Genomic DNA, 20026 nt, shown 5'->3' on the forward strand with positions numbered 1-20026 from the left:
TTAGCTGATGACAGATAAGCGCAAAGACGGTTCAGGTAAGTTGCTGTACTGCTCTTTCTGCGGCAAAAGCCAGCATGAAGTCCGTAAGCTGATTGCCGGGCCGTCAGTGTATATTTGCGACGAGTGTGTTGATTTATGCAATGACATCATTCGCGAAGAGATCAAAGAAGTCGCTCCGCATCGTGAGCGCAGTGCACTGCCGACGCCGCATGAAATTCGTCATCATTTAGATGATTACGTCATCGGTCAGGAAAAGGCGAAAAAAGTGCTGGCGGTTGCGGTATATAACCACTACAAACGTCTGCGCAACGGCGATACCAGCAATGGTATTGAGCTGGGCAAAAGTAACATTCTGCTGATCGGTCCAACCGGTAGCGGTAAAACGTTGCTGGCTGAAACCCTGGCACGTTTGCTGGATGTTCCGTTCACTATGGCGGATGCGACCACACTGACCGAAGCCGGTTATGTGGGTGAGGATGTGGAAAACATCATCCAGAAACTGCTGCAGAAGTGTGATTACGATGTGCAGAAAGCACAGCGCGGCATTGTCTACATCGATGAAATCGACAAGATTTCTCGTAAGTCAGACAACCCGTCAATCACGCGTGACGTTTCCGGTGAAGGTGTACAGCAGGCGTTGCTGAAATTGATCGAAGGCACCGTGGCAGCCGTTCCTCCGCAGGGTGGACGTAAGCATCCGCAGCAGGAATTCTTGCAGGTTGATACCTCAAAAATTCTGTTCATCTGTGGTGGCGCATTTGCCGGCCTCGATAAAGTGATTTCTCAGCGTGTTGAGACTGGAACCGGTATTGGCTTTGGTGCAACGGTGAAGGGCAAATCTCAGAAAGCCAGCGAAGGCGAGTTGCTGTCGCAGGTTGAGCCTGAAGATCTGATTAAATTTGGTCTGATTCCTGAGTTCATTGGTCGTTTGCCTGTTGTGGCGACGCTGAATGAGCTGAGCGAAGAAGCGCTGATTCAGATTCTGCGTGAGCCGAAGAATGCGTTGACCAAGCAGTACCAGGCGCTGTTTAACCTGGAAGGCGTTGAGCTGGAGTTCCGCGACGAAGCGCTGACGGCGATTGCGAAGAAAGCGATGTCCCGTAAAACCGGTGCACGTGGTCTGCGTTCTATCGTTGAAGGTGCGCTGCTGGAAACCATGTACGATCTGCCATCGATGGATGACGTGGAAAAAGTGGTGATTGACGAGTCAGTGATTGACGGTCAATCCGAGCCGATGTTGATTTATGGCAAGCATGAAGCTCAGGCTTCTGGCGAATAAATAAACAATCGAACCATGTTGTTATCTTAAAAAAGGGGAAAATGTTTCCCCTTTTGTTTTTCTCTCTCCCGTGACATTGAATGTCGACCAAGCATCCCCATATACTCAATATCCTGTGGGTTGAACTGCAAACTTCTTATACGCGGTACCCATCACCTGGCGGACATTAAACTAAGAGAGAGCTCTATGAATCCTGAGCGTTCTGAACGCATTGAAATCCCCGTGTTGCCTTTGCGCGACGTGGTGGTTTATCCGCACATGGTAATTCCGTTGTTTGTTGGTCGGGAAAAATCGATTCGTTGCCTCGAAGCGGCGATGGATCATGACAAGAAGATCATGCTGGTTGCCCAGAAAGAGGCTTCAACGGATGAACCTGGTATCAACGATCTCTTCTCGGTAGGGACCGTCGCTTCCGTATTGCAAATGCTCAAGCTGCCCGATGGCACGGTAAAAGTGCTGGTTGAAGGCTTGCAGCGTGCACACATCACCACGCTGGCTGACAATGGCGACCATTTTGTTGCCCAGGCCGAATACCTGATCTCGCCAGAAATTGAAGAGCGCGAGCAGGAAGTGCTGGTGCGCACGGCGATCAATCAGTTTGAAGGCTACATCAAACTGAATAAAAAAATTCCACCTGAGGTTTTGACCTCACTGAACAGCATCGACGATGCGGCGCGTCTCGCCGACACCGTGGCAGCGCATATGCCGCTGAAGCTGGCTGATAAGCAGTCAGTGCTGGAAATGTCCGACATCAACGAGCGTCTCGAATATCTGATGGCGATGATGGAATCCGAAATCGATCTGCTGCAGGTTGAGAAGCGCATTCGCAATCGCGTGAAAAAGCAGATGGAGAAAAGCCAGCGTGAGTACTATCTGAATGAGCAAATGAAAGCCATTCAGAAAGAGCTGGGCGAAATGGATGATGCGCCGGACGAATACGAAGCGCTGAAACGTAAAATTGAAGCGGCAAAAATGCCGACTGAAGCGCGCGAAAAAGCCGAAGCAGAACTGCAGAAGCTGAAGATGATGTCGCCGATGTCTGCAGAAGCCACCGTGGTGCGCGGTTATATCGACTGGATGGTTCAGGTTCCGTGGGTCGCGCGTAGCAAAGTGAAGAAAGATCTGCTGAAAGCGCAGGAAACGCTGGATATCGACCACTACGGTTTAGAACGCGTCAAAGATCGCATCCTTGAGTATCTTGCGGTGCAGAGTCGCGTCAGCAAAATTAAAGGGCCAATTCTGTGCCTCGTCGGACCGCCAGGGGTGGGTAAAACCTCGCTGGGTCAGTCAATTGCTAAAGCCACCGGCCGTAAATATGTGCGTATGGCACTGGGTGGCGTGCGCGATGAAGCGGAAATCCGCGGACATCGTCGTACTTACATCGGTTCTATGCCGGGCAAACTGATCCAGAAAATGGCGAAAGTGGGTGTTAAGAACCCGCTGTTCCTGCTGGATGAGATCGACAAAATGTCTTCGGACATGCGTGGCGATCCGGCTTCAGCCCTGCTTGAGGTGCTGGATCCAGAACAGAACATCGCGTTCAACGATCACTATCTGGAAGTGGATTACGATCTCTCCGATGTGATGTTTGTGGCGACCTCTAACTCCATGAACATCCCGGCACCGCTGCTGGACCGTATGGAGGTGATTCGTCTGTCGGGTTATACCGAAGATGAAAAACTCAACATCGCCAAACAGCATTTGCTGCCGAAACAGATTGAACGTAATGCGCTGAAAGAGAAAGAGATCAGCGTTGACGATAGCGCCATCATCGGCATTATCCGCTATTACACCCGTGAAGCGGGCGTGCGTAGTCTGGAACGTGAACTGTCCAAGCTGTGCCGTAAAGCGGTGAAAACGTTGCTGATGGATAAGACCAGGAAGAGCATCAAGATTAACGGTGAAAACCTTAACGACTTCCTGGGCGTGCAGCGCTTTGACTATGGTCGCGCGGATACTGAAAACCGCGTGGGTCAGGTGACCGGTCTGGCATGGACGGAAGTGGGCGGCGATCTGCTGACCATCGAAACCGCCTGCGTACCTGGCAAAGGTAAACTGACTTACACTGGCTCGCTGGGTGAAGTGATGCAGGAGTCTATCCAGGCGGCGCTGACAGTGGTTCGCGCGCGTGCGGAGAAACTCGGCATTAACGGTGATTTCCACGAGAAACGTGATATCCACGTGCACGTGCCGGAAGGGGCAACGCCGAAAGATGGTCCAAGTGCCGGTATCGCGATGTGTACTGCACTGGTTTCATGTCTCACGGGTAACCCGGTGCGCTCTGATGTGGCGATGACGGGTGAAATCACCCTGCGCGGTCAGGTGCTGCCAATTGGTGGCCTGAAAGAGAAGCTGCTGGCAGCGCATCGCGGCGGCATCAAAACCGTGCTGATCCCTGATGAAAACAAGCGCGATCTGGAAGAGATTCCACAGAACGTGATTGCCGATCTGACTATCCATCCTGTGAAGCGTATTGAAGAAGTGCTGAACCTGGCACTGGAAAATGCGCCTTACGGTATGCAGGTTGCGACGGCAAAATAGTGATTAGCGGCAAAAACCGTTAAAAAGCGAAGCTGGCAGGCCAAATGGTGCTTGCCAGCTTTTTTTTGTGCCGCTACTTTAGGGGGCTGTTGAATCAACGATTAAGATGAATACCGTTGTTTCAGCTCCACAGGCTTGATATAACTGGCTGCGCGTTCGCACCGGGCGGGAAGCGCGGGTGCGATGTGAATAATAAAAGAGGGGATGAATAGAGTGAATAAGTCACAGTTGATCGACAAAATTGCTGCAGACGCTGACATTTCTAAAGCAGCAGCGGGACGTGTGTTAGATGCATTCATGGGCTCCGTTTCTGACGCGCTGAAAGGCGGTGATGAAGTGGCACTGGTTGGTTTCGGTACTTTCTCTGTACGTGAGCGTGCTGCTCGTACAGGCCGTAACCCGCAAACTGGTAAAGAGATCACCATCCCGGCTGGTAAAGTACCGGGCTTCCGTGCAGGTAAAGCACTGAAAGACTCAGTCAATTAATGACCGCTGATACATCCATTGAAGCATTTTCTTCTATGGATTGAGGACGAAAAAGCCGTTCTCATGTAACATACGGGCACATCATTTTTGATGTGCCTTTTTTATTCTTGATGCGCGGCGATGGCCTTAGGCTATTGTCTCCGCATGGTTGCCAACTGCCAGCCTGAACAGCAGTTGCACGATGATGACATCGTGTCAGAGCTTTACATTCACACTACAGCGGAGTGTTGTCATACCATGATGGACAATTTACGCGCGGCGTCGAATCATGTCGTGCTCAAGATTATTCTGGGATTGATCATCCTGTCTTTCGTACTGACCGGGGTGGGCAACTACCTGATCGGCGGTGGCAGCGACTACGCTGCCAAAGTTAATGGTCATGAAATTAGCCGTGCAGAGCTTGAGCAAGGCTATAACAACGAGCGTAATCGTCAGCAGCAGATGCTGGGCGATCAATTCTCACAGTTGGCCAGTAACGAAGGCTACATGCAGCAGATGCGTCAGCAGGCGCTGTCACAGTTGATTGATCAGGCTTTGCTCGATCAATACATCAAAGATTTAAAGATTGGCATCAGCGATGATCAGATCAAGCAGGCCATCTTTAATCAAAAAGCCTTCCAGACCAACGGTAAGTTCGACAACGCGAAGTACAACGGTTTAATCACCCAGATGGGCTTTACGCCGGATCAGTACGCGGCAGCACTGCGCAAGCAGTTAGCCACTCAGCAGTTGATCAATGCGGTTGCCAATACCGATTTCATGCTGAAAGGCGAAACCAGCAAGCTGGTGGATCTGGTCTCGCAGCAGCGTGAAGTGCGTCAGGCAGTGATTGATGTCAACGCGCTGGCAGCGAAACAAACTGTCAATGATGATGAGATCAATCAGTATTACCAGCAGCACCAGAACAGCTTCATGGCACCAGAGCAGTTCCGCGTCAGCTACATCAAGATGGATGCAGCCAGCATGCAGGAAACAGCGAGCGAAGCTGACATCCAGAGCTGGTTCGATCAACACAAAGCCGACTATTCACAGCCGCAGCGTAATCGCTACAGCGTGATTCAGACCAAAACTGAAGCGGATGCCAATGCGGTTCTGGATGCGCTGAAAAAGGGTGAAGACTTCGCCACGCTGGCCAAAAGCAAATCCATTGACCCAATCTCGGCGCGCAAAGGCGGCGATATGGGTTGGCTGGAGCCGGGCACCACGCCGGATGAGCTGAAAAACGCCAACCTGACGCAAAAAGGTCAGCTGTCTGGTGTGATCAAATCTTCAGTTGGCTTCCTGGTGGTGCGTCTGGATGATATCCAGGCAGAACAGGTTAAACCGCTGGCTGAGATCCATGACGCTGTTGCCGACAAGGTGAAGCAGGAAAAAGCAGTCGATGCTTTCTACAAGCTGCAGCAAAAAGTCAGTGAAGCGGCCAGCAATGACAACGAGTCGCTAGCAGGTGCAGCACAGGCTTCTGGTCTGAAAGTGGCTGAAACCGGCTGGATCACCCGTGATGACGTTCCAGCAGAACTCGATTTCGATCAGGTTAAGCAGGCGATCTTTAATGGTGGACTGGTGGGGCAAAATGGTGCGCCGGGTAATAACTCTGACATCATTAGCGTCGATGGCGATCGTGCATTCGTGCTGCGCATTAGCGAGCACAAGCCTGAAGCCGTTAAACCACTGGATCAGGTGAAAGCGCAGATTGCCGACACGCTGAAGCATGACAAAGCCACCCAGCAGGCTAAAGCGCAGGCAGATAAACTGCTGGTTGATCTGAAAGCCGGTAAAGAAGATGCGCTGAAAGCGGCAGGCTTAACCCTGAGCGCCAGCAAATCCTTTGATCGCAATGCGCAGGATCCGGTTGCACAGTCTGCCTTTAACCTGCCACAGCCAGCGGACAACAAACCGTCCTGGGGCGTGAGTGAAGATATGCAGGGCAACGTGGTACTGGTCGCGCTAGATAAGGTCAGCCCAGGTAATATGCCGCAGGCGCAGATGGATGAGATGGTGAAAGGCGTAACGCAGAATAACGCGCAGATTGCGTTTGAAGCACTGCTGGAAAACCTGCGCAAAGACGCGAAAATCAAATACGGTGCGGCGGCTCAAAACCAGTAAGCCTCACAAAAAATGTGAATCCGCTGCAACAACACAAAGGCCGCTTCTGCGGCCTTTTCCATTTCTGTCATTGTCCTTTTGAGCCTGAAAACCCGCTGTGACACTCTGCTGTGGCTGTCAAACACAAGGAGAAACACAGCATGGTGAAATCTACATTTCGCGCATTATGCGTCACGCTGGCGCTGGGTGGCGCACTCTATACCACCGGACTGGCCGCTGCCGAAAGCCCCAGCGAAACGCAGGCGACGCAGGTATCCCCGCCGCAAGAAGGACAGGTCAGCATTAATCAAGCCAGTGCTGAACAACTCGCCGCCGCAATGAACGGCATCGGCCTGAAGAAAGCGCAGGCGATAGTCAGTTATCGCGAGCAGTATGGTCCGTTTACCGCCATCGAGCAGCTCAAGGAAATACCGGGCATCGGCAATGCGCTGGTGGAGCGTAATAGCGGCCGGCTGAAACTGTGAGGCGGCTCGCGACTTTGAAGGATTGATAAAGCGTTAAATCTGGCTGTGCTATGCTCAACAGGTCATACCAGTTGTCATTCACAGCCAGAACAGGAGCAACAATGCAAACCACCATCAAAGTACGCGGCTATCATCTCGACGTTTATCAGCATGTGAACAACGCGCGCTATCTGGAGTTTCTGGAAGAAGCGCGCTGGCAGTGGCTGGAGGATGTCGATGCCTTTCATTGGTTGATGGATAAGAAGCTGGCGTTTGTGGTGGTCAATATCAACATTAACTATCGTCGTCCGGCGGTGCTGGGCGACGTATTACATATTGAGAGCGAAGTATCACAGCTCAGTGGCAAAAGCGGCATCATTTCGCAGCGCGTGCTGCTGGCAGGTGATAACACCGTGGTGGCGGATGCGGCCTTGACCTTCGTCTGCATCGATTTGCGTACGCAAAAAGCGGTACCGATGGAAGGGGAGTTGCGCGACCGTATGTCGGCGTTGATGGTAGAAAGCCATTAACAGTGGAGCGAGCTGGCGTCAGAAACGCCAGCCAGCGAAGAAGCTTAATGAGTTCAGCGAGTAAAGCAGCTCAATCATTACCTGCTAGCGAAGCTGCTCAATGAGTTCCAGCTTAATAAGTTCAAGCCAGCTAAGCCGCTTAATCAGTTACATCGAGCAAAGCTGTTTAATCAGTTACAGCCAGCAAAGCCGCTCAATCAGTGCGAGCCACCAATTAATCATTGCGAGCCACCGATTCAGCGCAATCAGTTAAGGCCGCTTTTTTGTTTCATCGCTGCCATCACCGCAGACGTATTGGCTTGGTAATCCGCCAACCCTCGCGCACGCAGATGGCAAGCCGCGCATTCACCACAGCCATCACCTTTCACACCGTTGTAGCAGGTCAGGGTTTCCGCACGTACCAGTGGCAACTGCTGCCAGTAATCGGCCAGCGCCCAGGTTTCCGCTTTATTCAGCCACATCAGTGGCGTTTCGAAGCGAATGTTGCGCGCCATGCCCAGGCTGACGGCATTGTTGAGTGCTTTGACGAACTCATCGCGGCAATCAGGGTAGCCGGAGAAATCCGTTTCACAAACACCGGTAATCACCGCTTCGGCTTCCACCTGGTAAGCGTAGATGGAGGCTAAGGTCAGGAACAGAATATTGCGGCCCGGTACAAAAGTGCTCGGCAAACCGCTGGCATCAGGATCGTAAGTGGGCACCGGAATGTTATCGCGCGTCAGGCTGCTGACCGCCAGTTCATTGAGCAGCGTCACATCCAGCACTTTGTGCGCACAGGCGCCCAGTTTCTGCGCGAGTTGAGCCGCGACTTCAATCTCTTCGCGATGGCGCTGGCCATAATCGAAGGTGACACAGTGCACTTGATCATATTGTTGCAGTGCCTGAATCAGACAGGTGGTGGAATCTTGTCCGCCACTGAATACGACAACGGCTTGTTTCATCTTTATTTCCCCAAAAAGCAGTGCGTCTATGGTACTGGCTCGGGCGCAGGCTGAACAGTCCCTGCGGCACTGGGAGGTGGAATCCAGGCGCGGGTGAAATCAAACCAGCCCAGCGTATTGAGCTGGATGCCTTCGACGCCAGGCGGGGCAAACACCTGATAGCGATAGTTAAACAGCGGTAACAGATGTCCGTCACGCATCAGCTGCTGGAAAAGCTGGTGCGTTAATGCTGCGCGTTGCTCTGGGCTGGGCTGATGGGCGATAGCGCGAAGTGGCGCTTGTAATACCGGAGCACGTAAGGGAGTCCATACGGGATCGTTCTCCAGCCAGTTCACCAGGGTAAACAGCGGGGCATCGCCAATCAAACGGTCACCCATCACCACATCGGCATCGCTCAGGTCGATATCGTCACGCCAGTTTTTCACATCATGAAAAACACAGGTTAATTTGCAGCCCTGTTTTGCCAGCAACGGCACCAGCGCCTGTGCCATTACATGCAGTTCGATAGGGAGATGATAATGCAGTGTGAGTTTCTCGGGCAGCGTGACGGCTGTCATCCCGGCAGACGGCACCGGCCAACCGGGCAGCAATTCCTTGCTCGCGGTAATCAAGCCTTCATCCAACGGTAACTGCTGAATCACTCCGCTGTGTTGTATTAATGCAATCAGTGCCGTGACTTGTGCGGCAGTGAAATCGACGGAAATGCGCGGTGCCAGATAACAGAAGCCGAGGCTGATGCTGTGATCGACGGGGCGCAATGCGTCCAGTTCGTCAGGATCGCCAATAGCGATTTGCACCGGATGGCGACAGCTGGTGCCGAGGCCATGGGCAAACAGCTGTGGTGTAATCCAGTATTCCACCACCTGAATCAGAGGACGTTGCAGATGCCAGCGGGCATGGCTTTCCAGGCGAACCAGCTCATCAGTGAAATGGGTCAGCTTCCACGGCCCACTACCAACGTCAACCGCATCAGGGTGTGGCAGCAGGCAGTATTGATGGGCCAGCCGCTGCGGCAGCCAGTAGTCACTCTGACGCAGTTGAATACGCAGAGCCAGCGGATGTGGCGCCTCAATATGTTCGATAGAAGCCAGCAGGCGGCTGCCGCGCACGGTTTGCATAATCTGCTGCAGTTGCGAGGCCAGCTGCGCCGCTTGAATTGGCTCATCGTTGTGCCAGCTGAGCTGCGGGCGCAACCAGAAATACCAGTCACAGCCGCTGCCATCATGTTGCCAGTGATGCGCAAGATCGCCTTCTACATCGTCGCCATTAAAGCGCGTCAGGCCGGAGAAAATCTGCCGCACCAGGTGCTGTTCAGCCCTTCCGGTCAGACGAAGCGGCCGCAGCGGCTCCATTGCGCGATAGTAGGGGATACGCAACACAGGTGCCTGGTTTTGCCATTGGCCGCCCATGAGCGGTCGCAGCATTTTCACCAGCCGTTCAGGATGGAGATCCAGCACCTGCAACGCCTGAACCGCTTCGCCCGCTTCCAGTTGTTGGGTTAACAGCTGCTGGCGGAGTTGTTCAGGGGAGATCAGAAACGTTAGTTCGCCTTGTTTTCCGCGGCCGGACTCGCCGCGCCAGCGCAGCCAGCCTGCATCCTGCCACTGACGTAATAAGGTTCGCACATGGCGCTCACTGCAAAAACAGTGCTGCGCCATGGCGGCTACGCTCAGACGCAGAGGCTCGCCCTGGCTGAGTTGCCACAGGCGCTGAAATTGATTAACCCGATGAAGTTGGCGCATGGCTAAACCCGGAACAGTTTTGTAAAAGTATTCACTATTAGTTCCGCAATTACCAGGTGATAGTAGATTCCTCACTCAGACAGGAGAAATTGCATGGCTCGCCTCGCGGCATTTGATATGGATGGCACGTTGTTACTGCCGACGCACCGGTTAGGGAATGAGACCATCGACACCCTGCATGCCTTGCATCAGCGCGATATCACCATTGCTTTCGCCACGGGCCGCCATCTGATGGACGTGCAGGTGGTACGCGACCAACTGACTCTGCCAGCCTGGCTGATCACCGGCAATGGCACACGTATTCACGATCTGGAAGGGCAGCAGCTATTTGGTTGTGATTTGTCCTCATCCGTTGCCGAAGAGGTGATTCACACTCATTGGCAAACGCCAGCATCAATCCACATCTTTAACGATGAAGGCTGGTTTACCGATAAACCGTTGCTGGGAGCATTGGAAGCGCACGTGATGAGCGGCTTCCACTATCAGCTGCGCGATTTGCGTCAGATGTCGGCGCATGAGGTGACCAAAATTTGCTTTATTGCGCCGCATGAGATGCTGCAGGCGTTAAAAGTGGAGTTGCAGCATGCGCTGGGCGAGCGCGCCAATATCTGCTTTTCAGCATGGGATTGTCTGGAAGTTCTGCCGCTGGAGTGCCATAAAGGCGCGGCGCTGGCGCACTTGTGCCAGCATCTGTCGCTATCAATGGCGGATTGTATGGCGTTTGGTGATGCGATGAATGACCGCGAGATGCTGGAGCGCGTGGGCAGTGGCTTCATCATGGGCAACGCCATGCATCAATTGAAATCGTCGCTGCCACATTTACCGATTATTGGACATTGCGAGACACAGGCGGTGTCTCATTACTTAAATCACTGGATGACCACACCACACCTCGATTATTCCCCCGAATGCTGAGGCTTACAGTGAACCGGACAGGACGTCCGGTTTTTTATTGCATACACGTCATAGTTCGAATCACAGGTGGGTTGGCTGCACTCGTTTACCCGAATCACTGACTTCAGTAAGCTCATCGGGATGCTCTTGTTTGCTGCCTTCCTGTAATTCGAATTTTTTAGGGTAAAACTCACGCAGCCACGGTTGAATATCCCCGATATTCTGCGCGACCCATTCAGGGTTGTAGTAGGTGTCCGGATAACGATCACCACTGTCGCACAACAGTGTCACTAGTGAACCTTGCTCGCCATTTTCCCGCATGCGTTTCGCCACCTGCAACATGCCCCAGAAATTGGTGCCGGTTGAAGCGCCCGGGCGACGACCCAGAATCTTCTCCAGTTGCAACATCGCAGCCACCGTTGCGCCATCTGGCACTTTGATCATTTCGTCGATGACATCGGGTAAAAATGAAGGCTCCACGCGCGGACGTCCGATGCCTTCGATCATGCTGCCACGATCGCTGCGCAGCGCCCTGTCGCGGCTATGCCAGAAATCAAAGAACACGGAATGCTGCGGATCCACCACCAACAGACGCGTATTGTGTCCCTGATAACGAATATAGCGGCCCAGTGTGGCCGAGGTCCCGCCGGTGCCGGCGCTCATGACCACGGTATGCGGCACGGGGGAAGGTTCATGCGCCATCTGACGGAAAATGCTTTCTGCGATGTTGTTGTTGCCGCGCCAGTCGGTGGCGCGCTCGGCATAGGTGAACTGATCCATAAAATGACCGTTGAGTTCACGCGCCAGACGTTCCGATTCGCTATACAGCTGACAAGGATCGGCAACGAAATGGCACTCGCCGCCATAAAAACGAATCATTTCAATTTTGCGTTTCGCGGTGCTGGCGGGCATTACCGCGATAAAAGGCAGACCCAGCAAACGCGCAAAATAAGCCTCTGATACCGCTGTGCTGCCTGATGAGGCTTCAATAATCGGCGTGTTCTCGCGGATCCAGCCATTAGCCAACCCATACAGGAATAGTGATCGTGCCAGGCGATGCTTCAGGCTGCCACTCGGATGAGTACTTTCATCTTTAAGATAAAAGCGGATGCCAGGAAAATCATCCAATGCGAAACGAATAAGGTGCGTATCCGCAGAGCGTTGAAAATCGGCGTTAATTTCATTGATGGCGTGGCGAACCCAGGGCGTTTGCATGTGGTGAATCCGTAATAATTATTGTGCACAGTGTAAGGCACTGGCAGGAAAATAAGGTTGCTTTAATCCGGGTATAATGCCCGAATAAGAGAAAAATTTTCTCCCGGAGCGCCCAATGCTAGATAAAACTGACCGCACTTTGCTGGCTCTGCTGCAACAGGATTGCACATTATCGCTGCAAGCGTTGGCGGAGGCGGTCAATCTCACCACCACGCCTTGCTGGAAACGCCTGAAAAAGCTGGAAGATGATGGCATTATTCGTGCGCGCGTGGCGTTGCTGGATGGGGAGAAGATCGGTCTTTCGCTCACGGCATTTATGTTTGTGAAAACTCAGCAGCACAGCAGCGACTGGTTTCAGCAATTTGTTGCCGTGGTACAGCAGATGCCAGAAGTGATGGCATTCTATCGCATGGCCGGTGAATACGATTATCTGCTGCGCATTCAGGTGGCCGATATGAAAAGTTACGATGCTTTTTACAAGCGTCTGGTAAATGGCGTGCCAGGCCTGATTGATGTGACCTCCAGTTTCGCCATGGAAGAGATTAAATACACCACCGCCTTGCCGGTAGCGCCCTGAGCGGGCACAGAAAGAGAGTGTCTTGTGCGATTATTTAGCCAATTAAGTTGGTATTTCCTGCGCGAGTGGCGGCGATATCTGGGTGCCGTCAGCTTGCTGATTGTGATTGCGCTATTGCAGCTGTTGCCACCGCATGTAGTTGGCGTCATCGTCGATGGCGTGACGCAACACACTTTAAGCAGCAGCAAAATTTTCATGTGGATTGGCGTGATGCTGGTGACGGCGGTGATCGTCTATCTGCTGCGCTATGTCTGGCGTGTGCTGCTGTTTGGCGCGTCCTATCAACTCGCGGTGGAGCTGCGCGAGGATTTCTATCGCCAGCTGAGTCGCCAGCATCCTGCGTTCTACTTGCGCCATCGCACTGGCGATCTGATTGCGCGCGCGACCAATGATGTCGATCGCGTGGTGTTTGCCGCCGGCGAGGGCGTCCTGACACTGGTGGATTCGCTGGTGATGGGCCTGGTGGTATTGGCCGTAATGAGCACTCAGATCAGTTGGCAGCTGACGCTGCTGGCGCTGATCCCGATGCCACTGATGGCGATTGCCATTCAGAAAGATGGTTCGCGTCTGCACCAGCGCTTCAAAGTCGCGCAGGCAGCCTTCTCCAGCCTGAACGATCAAACACAGGAGAGCCTCACCAGTATCCGTATGATCAAAGCGTTCGGCCTGGAAGATCATCAATCACAGCAGTTTGCAGACATTGCCCGCGATACGGGTAAAAAAAACCTGCATGTGGCGCGGGTTGATGCACGCTTTGATCCCATCATTTATATCGCTGTGGGTTTCTCTAACCTGCTGGCGATTGCCGGTGGTGGCTGGATGGTGTGGCACGGCAGCTTGACGCTCGGTCAGCTCACCAGCTTTGTCATGTATCTCGGCCTGATGATTTGGCCGATGCTGGCGCTGGCATGGATGATCAATATCGTTGAGCGGGGTAGTGCGGCATGGAGTCGCATTCGCGCGCTGTTGGCGGAAGCCCCGGCGGTGGAAGATGGACAGAAAACCCTGCCCGACGACGCTGGTGTTTTACAGGTCGCCATTCGAGAATTCCGTTATCCCGCTAATTCCGGCGCAGCGCTAAGCCATGTTAATTTTCAACTGAAACCGGGCCAGATGCTGGGGCTGTGCGGTCCAACCGGCTGTGGTAAAAGCACGCTGCTGAGCCTGATTCAGCGCCACTTTGACATCGACCAGGGCGACATCCGCTACCATAACCTGCCGCTGACACAGCTGCGACTCGATAGCTGGCGCAGTCGGCTGGCTGTGGTGAGTCAGACACCGTTTTTGTTCTCCGATACCATCGCCAATAACCTGGCGCTGGGGCGTCCGAATGCGTCTCAGGAAGAGATTGAGCGCGTGGCGCGCATGGCCTGTGTACATGATGACATTTTGCGCCTGCCGCAAGGCTATGACACCGAAGTGGGTGAGCGCGGTGTGATGCTTTCCGGCGGTCAAAAGCAACGTATTGCCATTGCTCGTGCACTGTTGCTGAACGCGGAAATCCTGATCCTCGACGATGCACTGTCAGCCGTTGACGGCCGCACGGAGTATGAAATTCTGCATAACCTGCGTCAGTGGGGCAAAGGCCGCACGTTGATCATCAGCGCACATCGTTTATCGGCGTTGACAGAAGCCAGTGAAATTCTGGTGCTGCAACAAGGTGCGGTGACCCAGCGCGGCGACCATGAAAGCCTGGCGGTGCAAGAGGGTTGGTATCGCGATATGTATCGCTATCAGCAACTCGAAGCGGCGCTGGATGAGGACGAAGTGGCAGAGGGTTCCAACCATGGCTAAATCGCAACGTTTATGGCCAACGCTCAAGCGTCTACTGGCTTACGGTAAGCCCTGGCGCAAATCGCTGTGGCTGGCGGTCGGTATGTTGTGGATCGCCGCGGCGGCCGAAGTTACCGGTCCGGTACTGGTGAGCTACTTCATCGACAATCTGGTGGCGAAACACCAGATGCCGTGGGGCATCGCCATCGGTCTGCTGGTGTGCTTTATTTTGCTACAACTGCTGGCTGCCGGTTTACATTATTTCCAGGCACTGTTGTTTAACCGCGCAGCGATTGGTGTGGTGCAGCAGTTGCGCGTGGACGTGATGAACGCTGCGCTGCGTCAGCCGCTGAGCGCCTTCGATACCCAGCCGGTGGGGCAGATTATTTCGCGCGTCACCAACGATACCGAAGTGATCAAAGACCTGTATGTCACGGTGGTGGCCACCGTGCTGCGCAGTGCGGCACTGATTGGCGCGATGCTGGTGGCGATGTTCTCGCTCGACTGGCGCATGGCGCTGGTGGCGATCGTCATCTTCCCGCTGGTGCTGACGGTGATGCTGATTTATCAGCGCTACAGCACGCCAATCGCGCGTCGGGTACGCAGCTATCTCGCCGACATCAACAACGGCTTCAATGAAGTGATTAACGGCATGAGTGTGATCCAGCAGTTTCGCCAGCAGGCGCGCTTTGGCGAGCGTATGGGCGAAGCGAGCCGTTCACATTATCTGGCGCGCATGGAAACCCTGAGGCTGGATGGCTTCCTGCTGCGTCCGCTGTTGAGTCTGTTTTCGGCGATGATTCTGTGCGGGCTACTTATGCTGTTTAGCTTTGCTACGCCCGGGGTGTTTGAGGTCGGCGTGCTATACGCCTTCATTACCTATCTGGGACGTCTGAACGAACCGCTGATTGAACTCACCACGCAACAATCGATGCTGCAACAGGCGGTGGTCTCTGGCGAGCGTATCTTCGAGCTGATGGATGCCACGCAGCAAGATTACGGCGTGGATAACCAGCCGCTCGCTTCAGGCCGCATCACGTTGCGCGACGTCAGCTTTGCCTATCGTGACAACCGCGATGTCCTGAGTCATATCACTCTTGAAGTGCCGACACGCGGTTTTATTGCGCTGGTCGGGCACACCGGCAGTGGTAAGAGCACATTGGCGAATTTGCTGATGGGGTATTACCCAGTGACGCGCGGCAGCATTGAGTTAGATGGTCGTCCCTTACCGCAACTCACGCATGAAGCGCTACGGCAAAGTGTCGCGATGGTGCAGCAAGATCCGGTGGTGCTGGCCGATACGCTGTTAGCCAACGTGCAGCTTGGGCGTGATATCTCAGAACAGCAGGTGTGGCAGGCGCTGGAAACGGTGCAGCTGGCTCCTTTGGCGCGTTCAATGTCCGAGGGCATTCATACCCGATTGGGTGAGCAGGGCAATAATTTGTCGGTGGGCCAGAAGCAGCTGCTGGCGATGGCGCGAGTCCTGGTGTCATTGCCACAGATTTTGATTCTTGATGAAGCCACTGCCAGTATTGATTCCGGTACCGAGCAGGCGATTCAGCATGCTTTGCGTGCACTGCGTCAGCACAGCACGCTGGTGGTGATTGCGCACCGTCTTTCAACCATCACCGAAGCGGACCAGATTCTGGTACTGCACCGTGGTCAGGTAGCAGAGCGCGGCACGCACACTGAATTATTGGCTCAACAGGGGCGCTACTGGCAGATGTATCAACTGCAGCAGGCCGGTGATGAGCTTGCAGCGGGCATCCCCGCACAGGCTAAAGGATGAATTGCACCTTTTTTGCGCAGATTTATCGGATTGTTCTGTATTGATGCACTCCTTTGAGGCTCAAAGCACCAAAGGAGTGCAATATTGCAACACCTTTCTTTTGCCCTATCCCCAAACTGAGCCACCCATCACATAACGAAGCGCGATATAGCGCCTCTATGCCGCTGACTTCTTCCCTTTTTTAATTTATGGCACAGCGTTTGCTTATATCTCCTCGTGTCCGCGAGACTCACTCAATTTATTATCTGGAGGGGAACGTATGAAGCTGGTTACCGTGGTAATCAAACCATTTAAGCTGGAGGACGTGCGTGAAGCTTTATCCTCCATTGGCATTCAGGGACTGACTGTTACCGAAGTGAAGGGGTTTGGTCGCCAGAAAGGTCACGCAGAGCTTTATCGCGGTGCCGAGTACAGCGTGAACTTCCTGCCAAAAGTTAAAATTGATATCGCCATTGCGGACGATCAACTCGATGAAGTGGTGGATGTCATCAGCAAAGCCGCTTACACCGGCAAAATTGGCGACGGCAAAATCTTCGTCGCAGAACTGCAGCGCGTCATTCGTATTCGTACCGGCGAGACCGACGAAGCAGCACTGTAACTGGGGCTCTGAATTGTGATGGGATGGAAAGAAATGAATAAACTGATGACTAAGTTAGGCCTCACCAGCCTGGCACTGTTACCGTCTCTGGCCATGGCGGCAGCTCCTGCCGTTGCGGACAAAGCCGATAACGCCTTTATGATGATCTGTACCGCATTGGTACTGTTTATGACGATCCCGGGCATCGCCTTGTTTTACGGCGGTTTGATCCGCGGTAAAAACGTCCTGTCGATGCTGACCCAGGTTGCAGTCACCTTCGCATTAGTTTGCGTGCTGTGGGTCATCTACGGTTATTCGCTGGCCTTCAGCGAGGGCAACGCCTTCTTCGGTAACTTCCAGTGGGCGATGCTGAAAAACATTGAGCTGAAAGCGCTTATGGGTAGCTTCTATCAGTACATCCACGTGGCGTTCCAGGCTTCCTTCGCCTGCATCACCGTGGGCCTGATTGTCGGTGCACTGGCGGAACGTATTCGCTTCTCAGCGGTACTGATTTTCGTGGTGGTCTGGCTGACGCTCTCTTATCTGCCAATCGCACACATGGTCTGGGCAGGTGGTCTGCTGGCGCAAGACGGTGCGCTGGACTTCGCTGGCGGTACTGTCGTTCACATCAACGCCGCTGTTGCAGGCCTGGTGGGTGCTTACCTGGTGGGCAAACGTGCGGGCTTCGGTAAAGAAGCGTTCAAACCGCATAACCTGCCGATGGTGTTCATGGGTACCGCGATTCTGTATGTAGGCTGGTTCGGTTTCAACGCCGGTTCTGCATCATCTGCCAACGAAATCGCAGCGCTGGCCTTCCTGAATACCGTTGTCGCAACTGCGGGTGCAGTGCTGTCATGGGTGTTCGGTGAGTGGGCAATGCGTGGCAAACCTTCACTGCTGGGTGCCTGTTCTGGCTTTATCGCAGGTCTGGTGGCTATCACCCCAGCTTGTGGTTATGTCGGTGTGGGCGGTGCGCTGATTATCGGTCTGGCCGGCGGCCTGGCGGGTATCTGGGGTGTAACCACCCTGAAGAAATGGCTGCGCGTGGATGACCCATGTGATGTATTCGGTGTGCACGGCGTGTGCGGTATCCTGGGTTGTGTGCTGACCGGTGTGTTCGCCTCCTCTTCACTGGGTGGCGTGGGCTACGCAGAAGGCGTGACCATGGGCCATCAAGTTTGGATTCAGCTGTTCAGCTGTGGTGTGACCATCATCTGGTCCGGTGTTGTGGCCTTCATCGGCTTCAAACTGGCAGACATGATTGTGGGCCTGCGTGTTCCAGAAGATCAGGAACGTGAAGGTCTGGATGTGAACAGCCACGGCGAGAACGCTTACAACCAGTAAGAAATGGGCTGTAGAAGAGCAGTGCGCTAAAACAATAAAAAGACGAGGGGCGATGATATCGCCCCTTTTTTATGCGTCGCGCTGGCGCATTACCCCTTCCTGAACGGTGGTCGCGACCAGCGTACCGTCCTGAGTGTAGAACTCCCCACGCACAAAACCACGCGCGCCTGAAGCCGAGGTGCTCACCACGCTGTACAGCAGCCATTCAGAGAGGTCGAACGGGCGGTGGAACCACATGGAGTGGTCAATGGTGGCCACCTGCATGTCGGGCTCAAGGAAGCCTTTGCCATGTGGTTGCAGCGCCACAGGCAGGAAGTTGAGGTCCGAAGCGTAACCCAGCAGGTACTGGTGAATGCGGCGATCGTCCGGCAGCTTGCCGTTGGCACGAATCCACACCTGGCGCATCGGCTCATCGACACGGCCTTTGAGCGGGTTATGGATTTGTACCGGGCGAATATCCAGCGGTCGCTCGGCAAGAAACTTTTCTTTGAGTTTGAGCGGCAAATGGGCCGCCAGTTTTTGCGCCAGATCCTGCTCCGAGGGGAGGTTGTCCGGCCCCGGCACTTGCGGCATGGTGTTTTGATGCTCGAAGCCACTTTCCGGCGCCTGGAAAGAGGCGGTCATATAGAAGATAGGGTGACCATTTTGCACCGCACTGACGCGACGCGCGCTGAAGCTTTTGCCATCACGCAGGGTTTCGACATCGTAAATAATAGCTTTTTCGCTATCACCAGGACGCAGGAAGTAGCTGTGGAACGAGTGAATGATGCGCTCTTCCGGTACGGTCTGTTTCGCCGCGTACAAGGCCTGGCCAACTACCTGACCACCAAATACCTGGCGCAGGCCAAGATCTTCACTTTGGCCGCGAAACAGGCCTTCTTCGAGTTTTTCGAGATTGAGTAAATTAAGCAGGTTTTGCAGTGCCTGGCTCATAGCAGATTCCTCAGGGGGGCAATCGCGTCAGTTTGAAAGATCCGACCAGTTTCCGTCAATGATTTTGCCGCGATTTCAGCGGGCTAGGGGACCATTTAGGCGCAATGCGGATTTTTGTGCCAGAATTAAGGTCAATCGGCGGCTGAAAAGCTACTCAACAATTTGTCCGCCGACAATCATAGTGTTCACAAGGAGACGACATCGATGAAACTCTGGCATGTTATTAGCGGTGTGACGCTGGCGGCAGCGCTGGCTGGCTGTGCCGATCACAGTAAGCCGGTGGCGACCCCCACGCTGGGTTCCGCTGTTGCAGGACAGACGGCCGCCATCACGCAGCCTAACGTAAGTGGTTCGGTGTATATTCGCCAACGTATTGCCTTGCCGCCGGATGCGGTGCTGACCGTGACGCTGTCGGATGCTTCATTGGCTGATGCGCCATCGAAAGTACTGGCACAGCATGTAGTGCGCACCGAAGGGAAACAGGCGCCGTTCCAGTTCGTGCTGCCGTTTAATCCTTCGGACATTCAGCCTAACGCGCGGATTCTGTTAAGTGCGGCTATCAGTATTGACGGCAAGCTGGCGTTCATTACCGATACCGTGAAGCCGGTGATCAATCAGGGCGGCACCAAAGCCGAACTGCTGCTGGTGCCAGTGACCAATATGGCGATGCAGACCACGCCAGGTGCGGCCACTACGGTGCCATCAACATCGCCAACGCAAGTAGTGCCTTCTGCTTCGGTGCCTGCGCCGACGAATATGTGACAATCACAAGGTGCTGATCCTGGCGCACTGTCCGGGAAGCATGTAGGAAAACAGGGCGGGGCAGTGTGCGGGCAGGCAACACTGTTGCCTAAAG

16 protein-coding genes and 1 pseudogene are annotated in these 20026 nt (G+C 54.0%); 13 read left to right on the forward strand and 4 right to left on the reverse strand.

Going from position 1 to position 20026, the window contains the following annotated elements:
- Positions 1 to 7: 7 nt before the first annotated feature.
- The 6 genes from clpX (at position 8) to ACXI0A_RS06240 (ending at position 7385) form a co-directional block, all read left to right on the forward strand.
- Entirely contained in the window at positions 8 to 1279 is a 1272-nt protein-coding gene (gene clpX, locus ACXI0A_RS06215) for an ATP-dependent protease ATP-binding subunit ClpX (protein ID WP_100702281.1), read from the forward strand.
- A gap of 186 nt (positions 1280 to 1465) precedes the next feature.
- The gene (gene lon / locus ACXI0A_RS06220; RefSeq protein ID WP_224934139.1) at positions 1466 to 3820 is read left to right on the forward strand and encodes an endopeptidase La; all 2355 of its coding nucleotides are present in this window, start codon (positions 1466 to 1468) and stop codon (positions 3818 to 3820) included.
- 213 nt (positions 3821 to 4033) lie between these two features.
- Positions 4034 to 4306: a nucleoid-associated protein HU-beta gene (hupB, locus tag ACXI0A_RS06225; protein WP_034828113.1), complete on the forward strand. Its 273-nt coding sequence runs from the start codon at positions 4034 to 4036 to the stop codon at positions 4304 to 4306.
- A 237-nt stretch (positions 4307 to 4543) separates the two neighbouring features.
- Positions 4544 to 6412: a peptidylprolyl isomerase gene (gene ppiD / locus ACXI0A_RS06230; protein WP_476149857.1), complete on the forward strand. Its 1869-nt coding sequence runs from the start codon at positions 4544 to 4546 to the stop codon at positions 6410 to 6412.
- 140 nt (positions 6413 to 6552) lie between these two features.
- On the forward strand, positions 6553 to 6876 hold the full coding sequence (locus ACXI0A_RS06235; RefSeq protein WP_224934137.1) for a ComEA family DNA-binding protein: 324 nt from the start codon (positions 6553 to 6555) through the stop codon (positions 6874 to 6876).
- Positions 6877 to 6977: 101 nt separating this feature from the next.
- On the forward strand, positions 6978 to 7385 hold the full coding sequence (locus ACXI0A_RS06240; RefSeq protein ID WP_476149854.1) for a YbgC/FadM family acyl-CoA thioesterase: 408 nt from the start codon (positions 6978 to 6980) through the stop codon (positions 7383 to 7385).
- A 245-nt stretch (positions 7386 to 7630) separates the two neighbouring features.
- Here ACXI0A_RS06240 and queC read toward each other — a convergent pair whose 3' ends face one another.
- Entirely contained in the window at positions 7631 to 8326 is a 696-nt protein-coding gene (gene queC / locus ACXI0A_RS06245) for a 7-cyano-7-deazaguanine synthase QueC (RefSeq protein ID WP_476149852.1), read from the reverse strand.
- A 26-nt stretch (positions 8327 to 8352) separates the two neighbouring features.
- Positions 8353 to 10068 carry an SgrR family transcriptional regulator gene (locus ACXI0A_RS06250; protein ID WP_476149851.1) on the reverse strand — a complete coding sequence of 572 codons (1716 nt, stop codon included), beginning with the start codon at positions 10066 to 10068 and terminating at the stop codon, positions 8353 to 8355.
- Between the two features lie 93 nt (positions 10069 to 10161).
- Between ACXI0A_RS06250 and cof the strand changes: the two genes are divergently transcribed.
- Positions 10162 to 10983, forward strand: a complete 822-nt coding sequence (gene cof / locus ACXI0A_RS06255) for an HMP-PP phosphatase (protein ID WP_476149849.1) — start codon at positions 10162 to 10164, stop codon at positions 10981 to 10983.
- Between the two features lie 168 nt (positions 10984 to 11151).
- Here cof and ACXI0A_RS06260 read toward each other — a convergent pair.
- Positions 11152 to 12177 (reverse strand): annotated as a pseudogene (locus ACXI0A_RS06260) (PLP-dependent cysteine synthase family protein); the annotation flags it as partial.
- Between the two features lie 115 nt (positions 12178 to 12292).
- Here ACXI0A_RS06260 and ACXI0A_RS06265 point away from each other — a divergent pair.
- The 5 genes from ACXI0A_RS06265 to amtB all read left to right on the forward strand — a co-directional run bounded on the left by ACXI0A_RS06265 (position 12293) and on the right by amtB (position 18237).
- Positions 12293 to 12754 (forward strand): Lrp/AsnC ligand binding domain-containing protein, encoded by a 462-nt coding sequence (locus tag ACXI0A_RS06265; RefSeq protein WP_476149847.1) that lies wholly within the window; start codon positions 12293 to 12295, stop codon positions 12752 to 12754.
- Positions 12755 to 12778: 24 nt separating this feature from the next.
- Positions 12779 to 14548 carry a SmdA family multidrug ABC transporter permease/ATP-binding protein gene (locus ACXI0A_RS06270; RefSeq protein WP_476149846.1) on the forward strand — a complete coding sequence of 590 codons (1770 nt, stop codon included), beginning with the start codon at positions 12779 to 12781 and terminating at the stop codon, positions 14546 to 14548.
- Complete coding sequence (locus ACXI0A_RS06275; protein ID WP_476149844.1) at positions 14541 to 16316, forward strand: SmdB family multidrug efflux ABC transporter permease/ATP-binding protein; 1776 nt, start codon at positions 14541 to 14543, stop codon at positions 16314 to 16316. The genes ACXI0A_RS06270 and ACXI0A_RS06275 overlap by 8 nt, the downstream gene beginning before the upstream one ends.
- Positions 16317 to 16575: 259 nt before the next feature.
- The gene (glnK, locus tag ACXI0A_RS06280) at positions 16576 to 16914 is read left to right on the forward strand and encodes a P-II family nitrogen regulator (protein ID WP_007886947.1); all 339 of its coding nucleotides are present in this window, start codon (positions 16576 to 16578) and stop codon (positions 16912 to 16914) included.
- Between the two features lie 33 nt (positions 16915 to 16947).
- On the forward strand, positions 16948 to 18237 hold the full coding sequence (amtB, locus tag ACXI0A_RS06285; RefSeq protein ID WP_224934128.1) for an ammonium transporter AmtB: 1290 nt from the start codon (positions 16948 to 16950) through the stop codon (positions 18235 to 18237).
- A 69-nt stretch (positions 18238 to 18306) separates the two neighbouring features.
- On the opposite strand, the gene tesB is transcribed toward amtB, so the two are convergent.
- The gene (gene tesB, locus ACXI0A_RS06290) at positions 18307 to 19170 is read right to left on the reverse strand and encodes an acyl-CoA thioesterase II (RefSeq protein ID WP_224934127.1); all 864 of its coding nucleotides are present in this window, start codon (positions 19168 to 19170) and stop codon (positions 18307 to 18309) included.
- 204 nt (positions 19171 to 19374) lie between these two features.
- Here tesB and ACXI0A_RS06295 point away from each other — a divergent pair, with 204 nt between their 5' ends.
- Positions 19375 to 19932 carry a YbaY family lipoprotein gene (locus ACXI0A_RS06295; protein WP_224934126.1) on the forward strand — a complete coding sequence of 186 codons (558 nt, stop codon included), beginning with the start codon at positions 19375 to 19377 and terminating at the stop codon, positions 19930 to 19932.
- Positions 19933 to 20026: the final 94 nt, after the last annotated feature.

Source organism: Pantoea sp. C1E2 (genome assembly GCF_056491465.1).

Bases quoted from the DNA above. Each gene is read 5' to 3' on its own strand.
- glnK (WP_007886947.1), top strand. From the start codon at position 16,576: ATGAAGCTGGTTACCGTGGTAATCAAACCATTTAAGCTGGAGGACGTG.
- ACXI0A_RS06275 (WP_476149844.1), top strand. From the start codon at position 14,541: ATGGCTAAATCGCAACGTTTATGGCCAACGCTCAAGCGTCTACTGGCT.
- ACXI0A_RS06265 (WP_476149847.1), top strand. From the start codon at position 12,293: ATGCTAGATAAAACTGACCGCACTTTGCTGGCTCTGCTGCAACAGGAT.
- ppiD (WP_476149857.1), top strand. From the start codon at position 4,544: ATGATGGACAATTTACGCGCGGCGTCGAATCATGTCGTGCTCAAGATT.
- ACXI0A_RS06295 (WP_224934126.1), top strand. From the start codon at position 19,375: ATGAAACTCTGGCATGTTATTAGCGGTGTGACGCTGGCGGCAGCGCTG.
- ACXI0A_RS06235 (WP_224934137.1), top strand. From the start codon at position 6,553: ATGGTGAAATCTACATTTCGCGCATTATGCGTCACGCTGGCGCTGGGT.
- ACXI0A_RS06240 (WP_476149854.1), top strand. From the start codon at position 6,978: ATGCAAACCACCATCAAAGTACGCGGCTATCATCTCGACGTTTATCAG.
- queC (WP_476149852.1), bottom strand. From the start codon at position 8,326: ATGAAACAAGCCGTTGTCGTATTCAGTGGCGGACAAGATTCCACCACC.
- ACXI0A_RS06250 (WP_476149851.1), bottom strand. From the start codon at position 10,068: ATGCGCCAACTTCATCGGGTTAATCAATTTCAGCGCCTGTGGCAACTC.
- clpX (WP_100702281.1), top strand. From the start codon at position 8: ATGACAGATAAGCGCAAAGACGGTTCAGGTAAGTTGCTGTACTGCTCT.
- amtB (WP_224934128.1), top strand. From the start codon at position 16,948: ATGAATAAACTGATGACTAAGTTAGGCCTCACCAGCCTGGCACTGTTA.
- cof (WP_476149849.1), top strand. From the start codon at position 10,162: ATGGCTCGCCTCGCGGCATTTGATATGGATGGCACGTTGTTACTGCCG.
- lon (WP_224934139.1), top strand. From the start codon at position 1,466: ATGAATCCTGAGCGTTCTGAACGCATTGAAATCCCCGTGTTGCCTTTG.
- tesB (WP_224934127.1), bottom strand. From the start codon at position 19,170: ATGAGCCAGGCACTGCAAAACCTGCTTAATTTACTCAATCTCGAAAAA.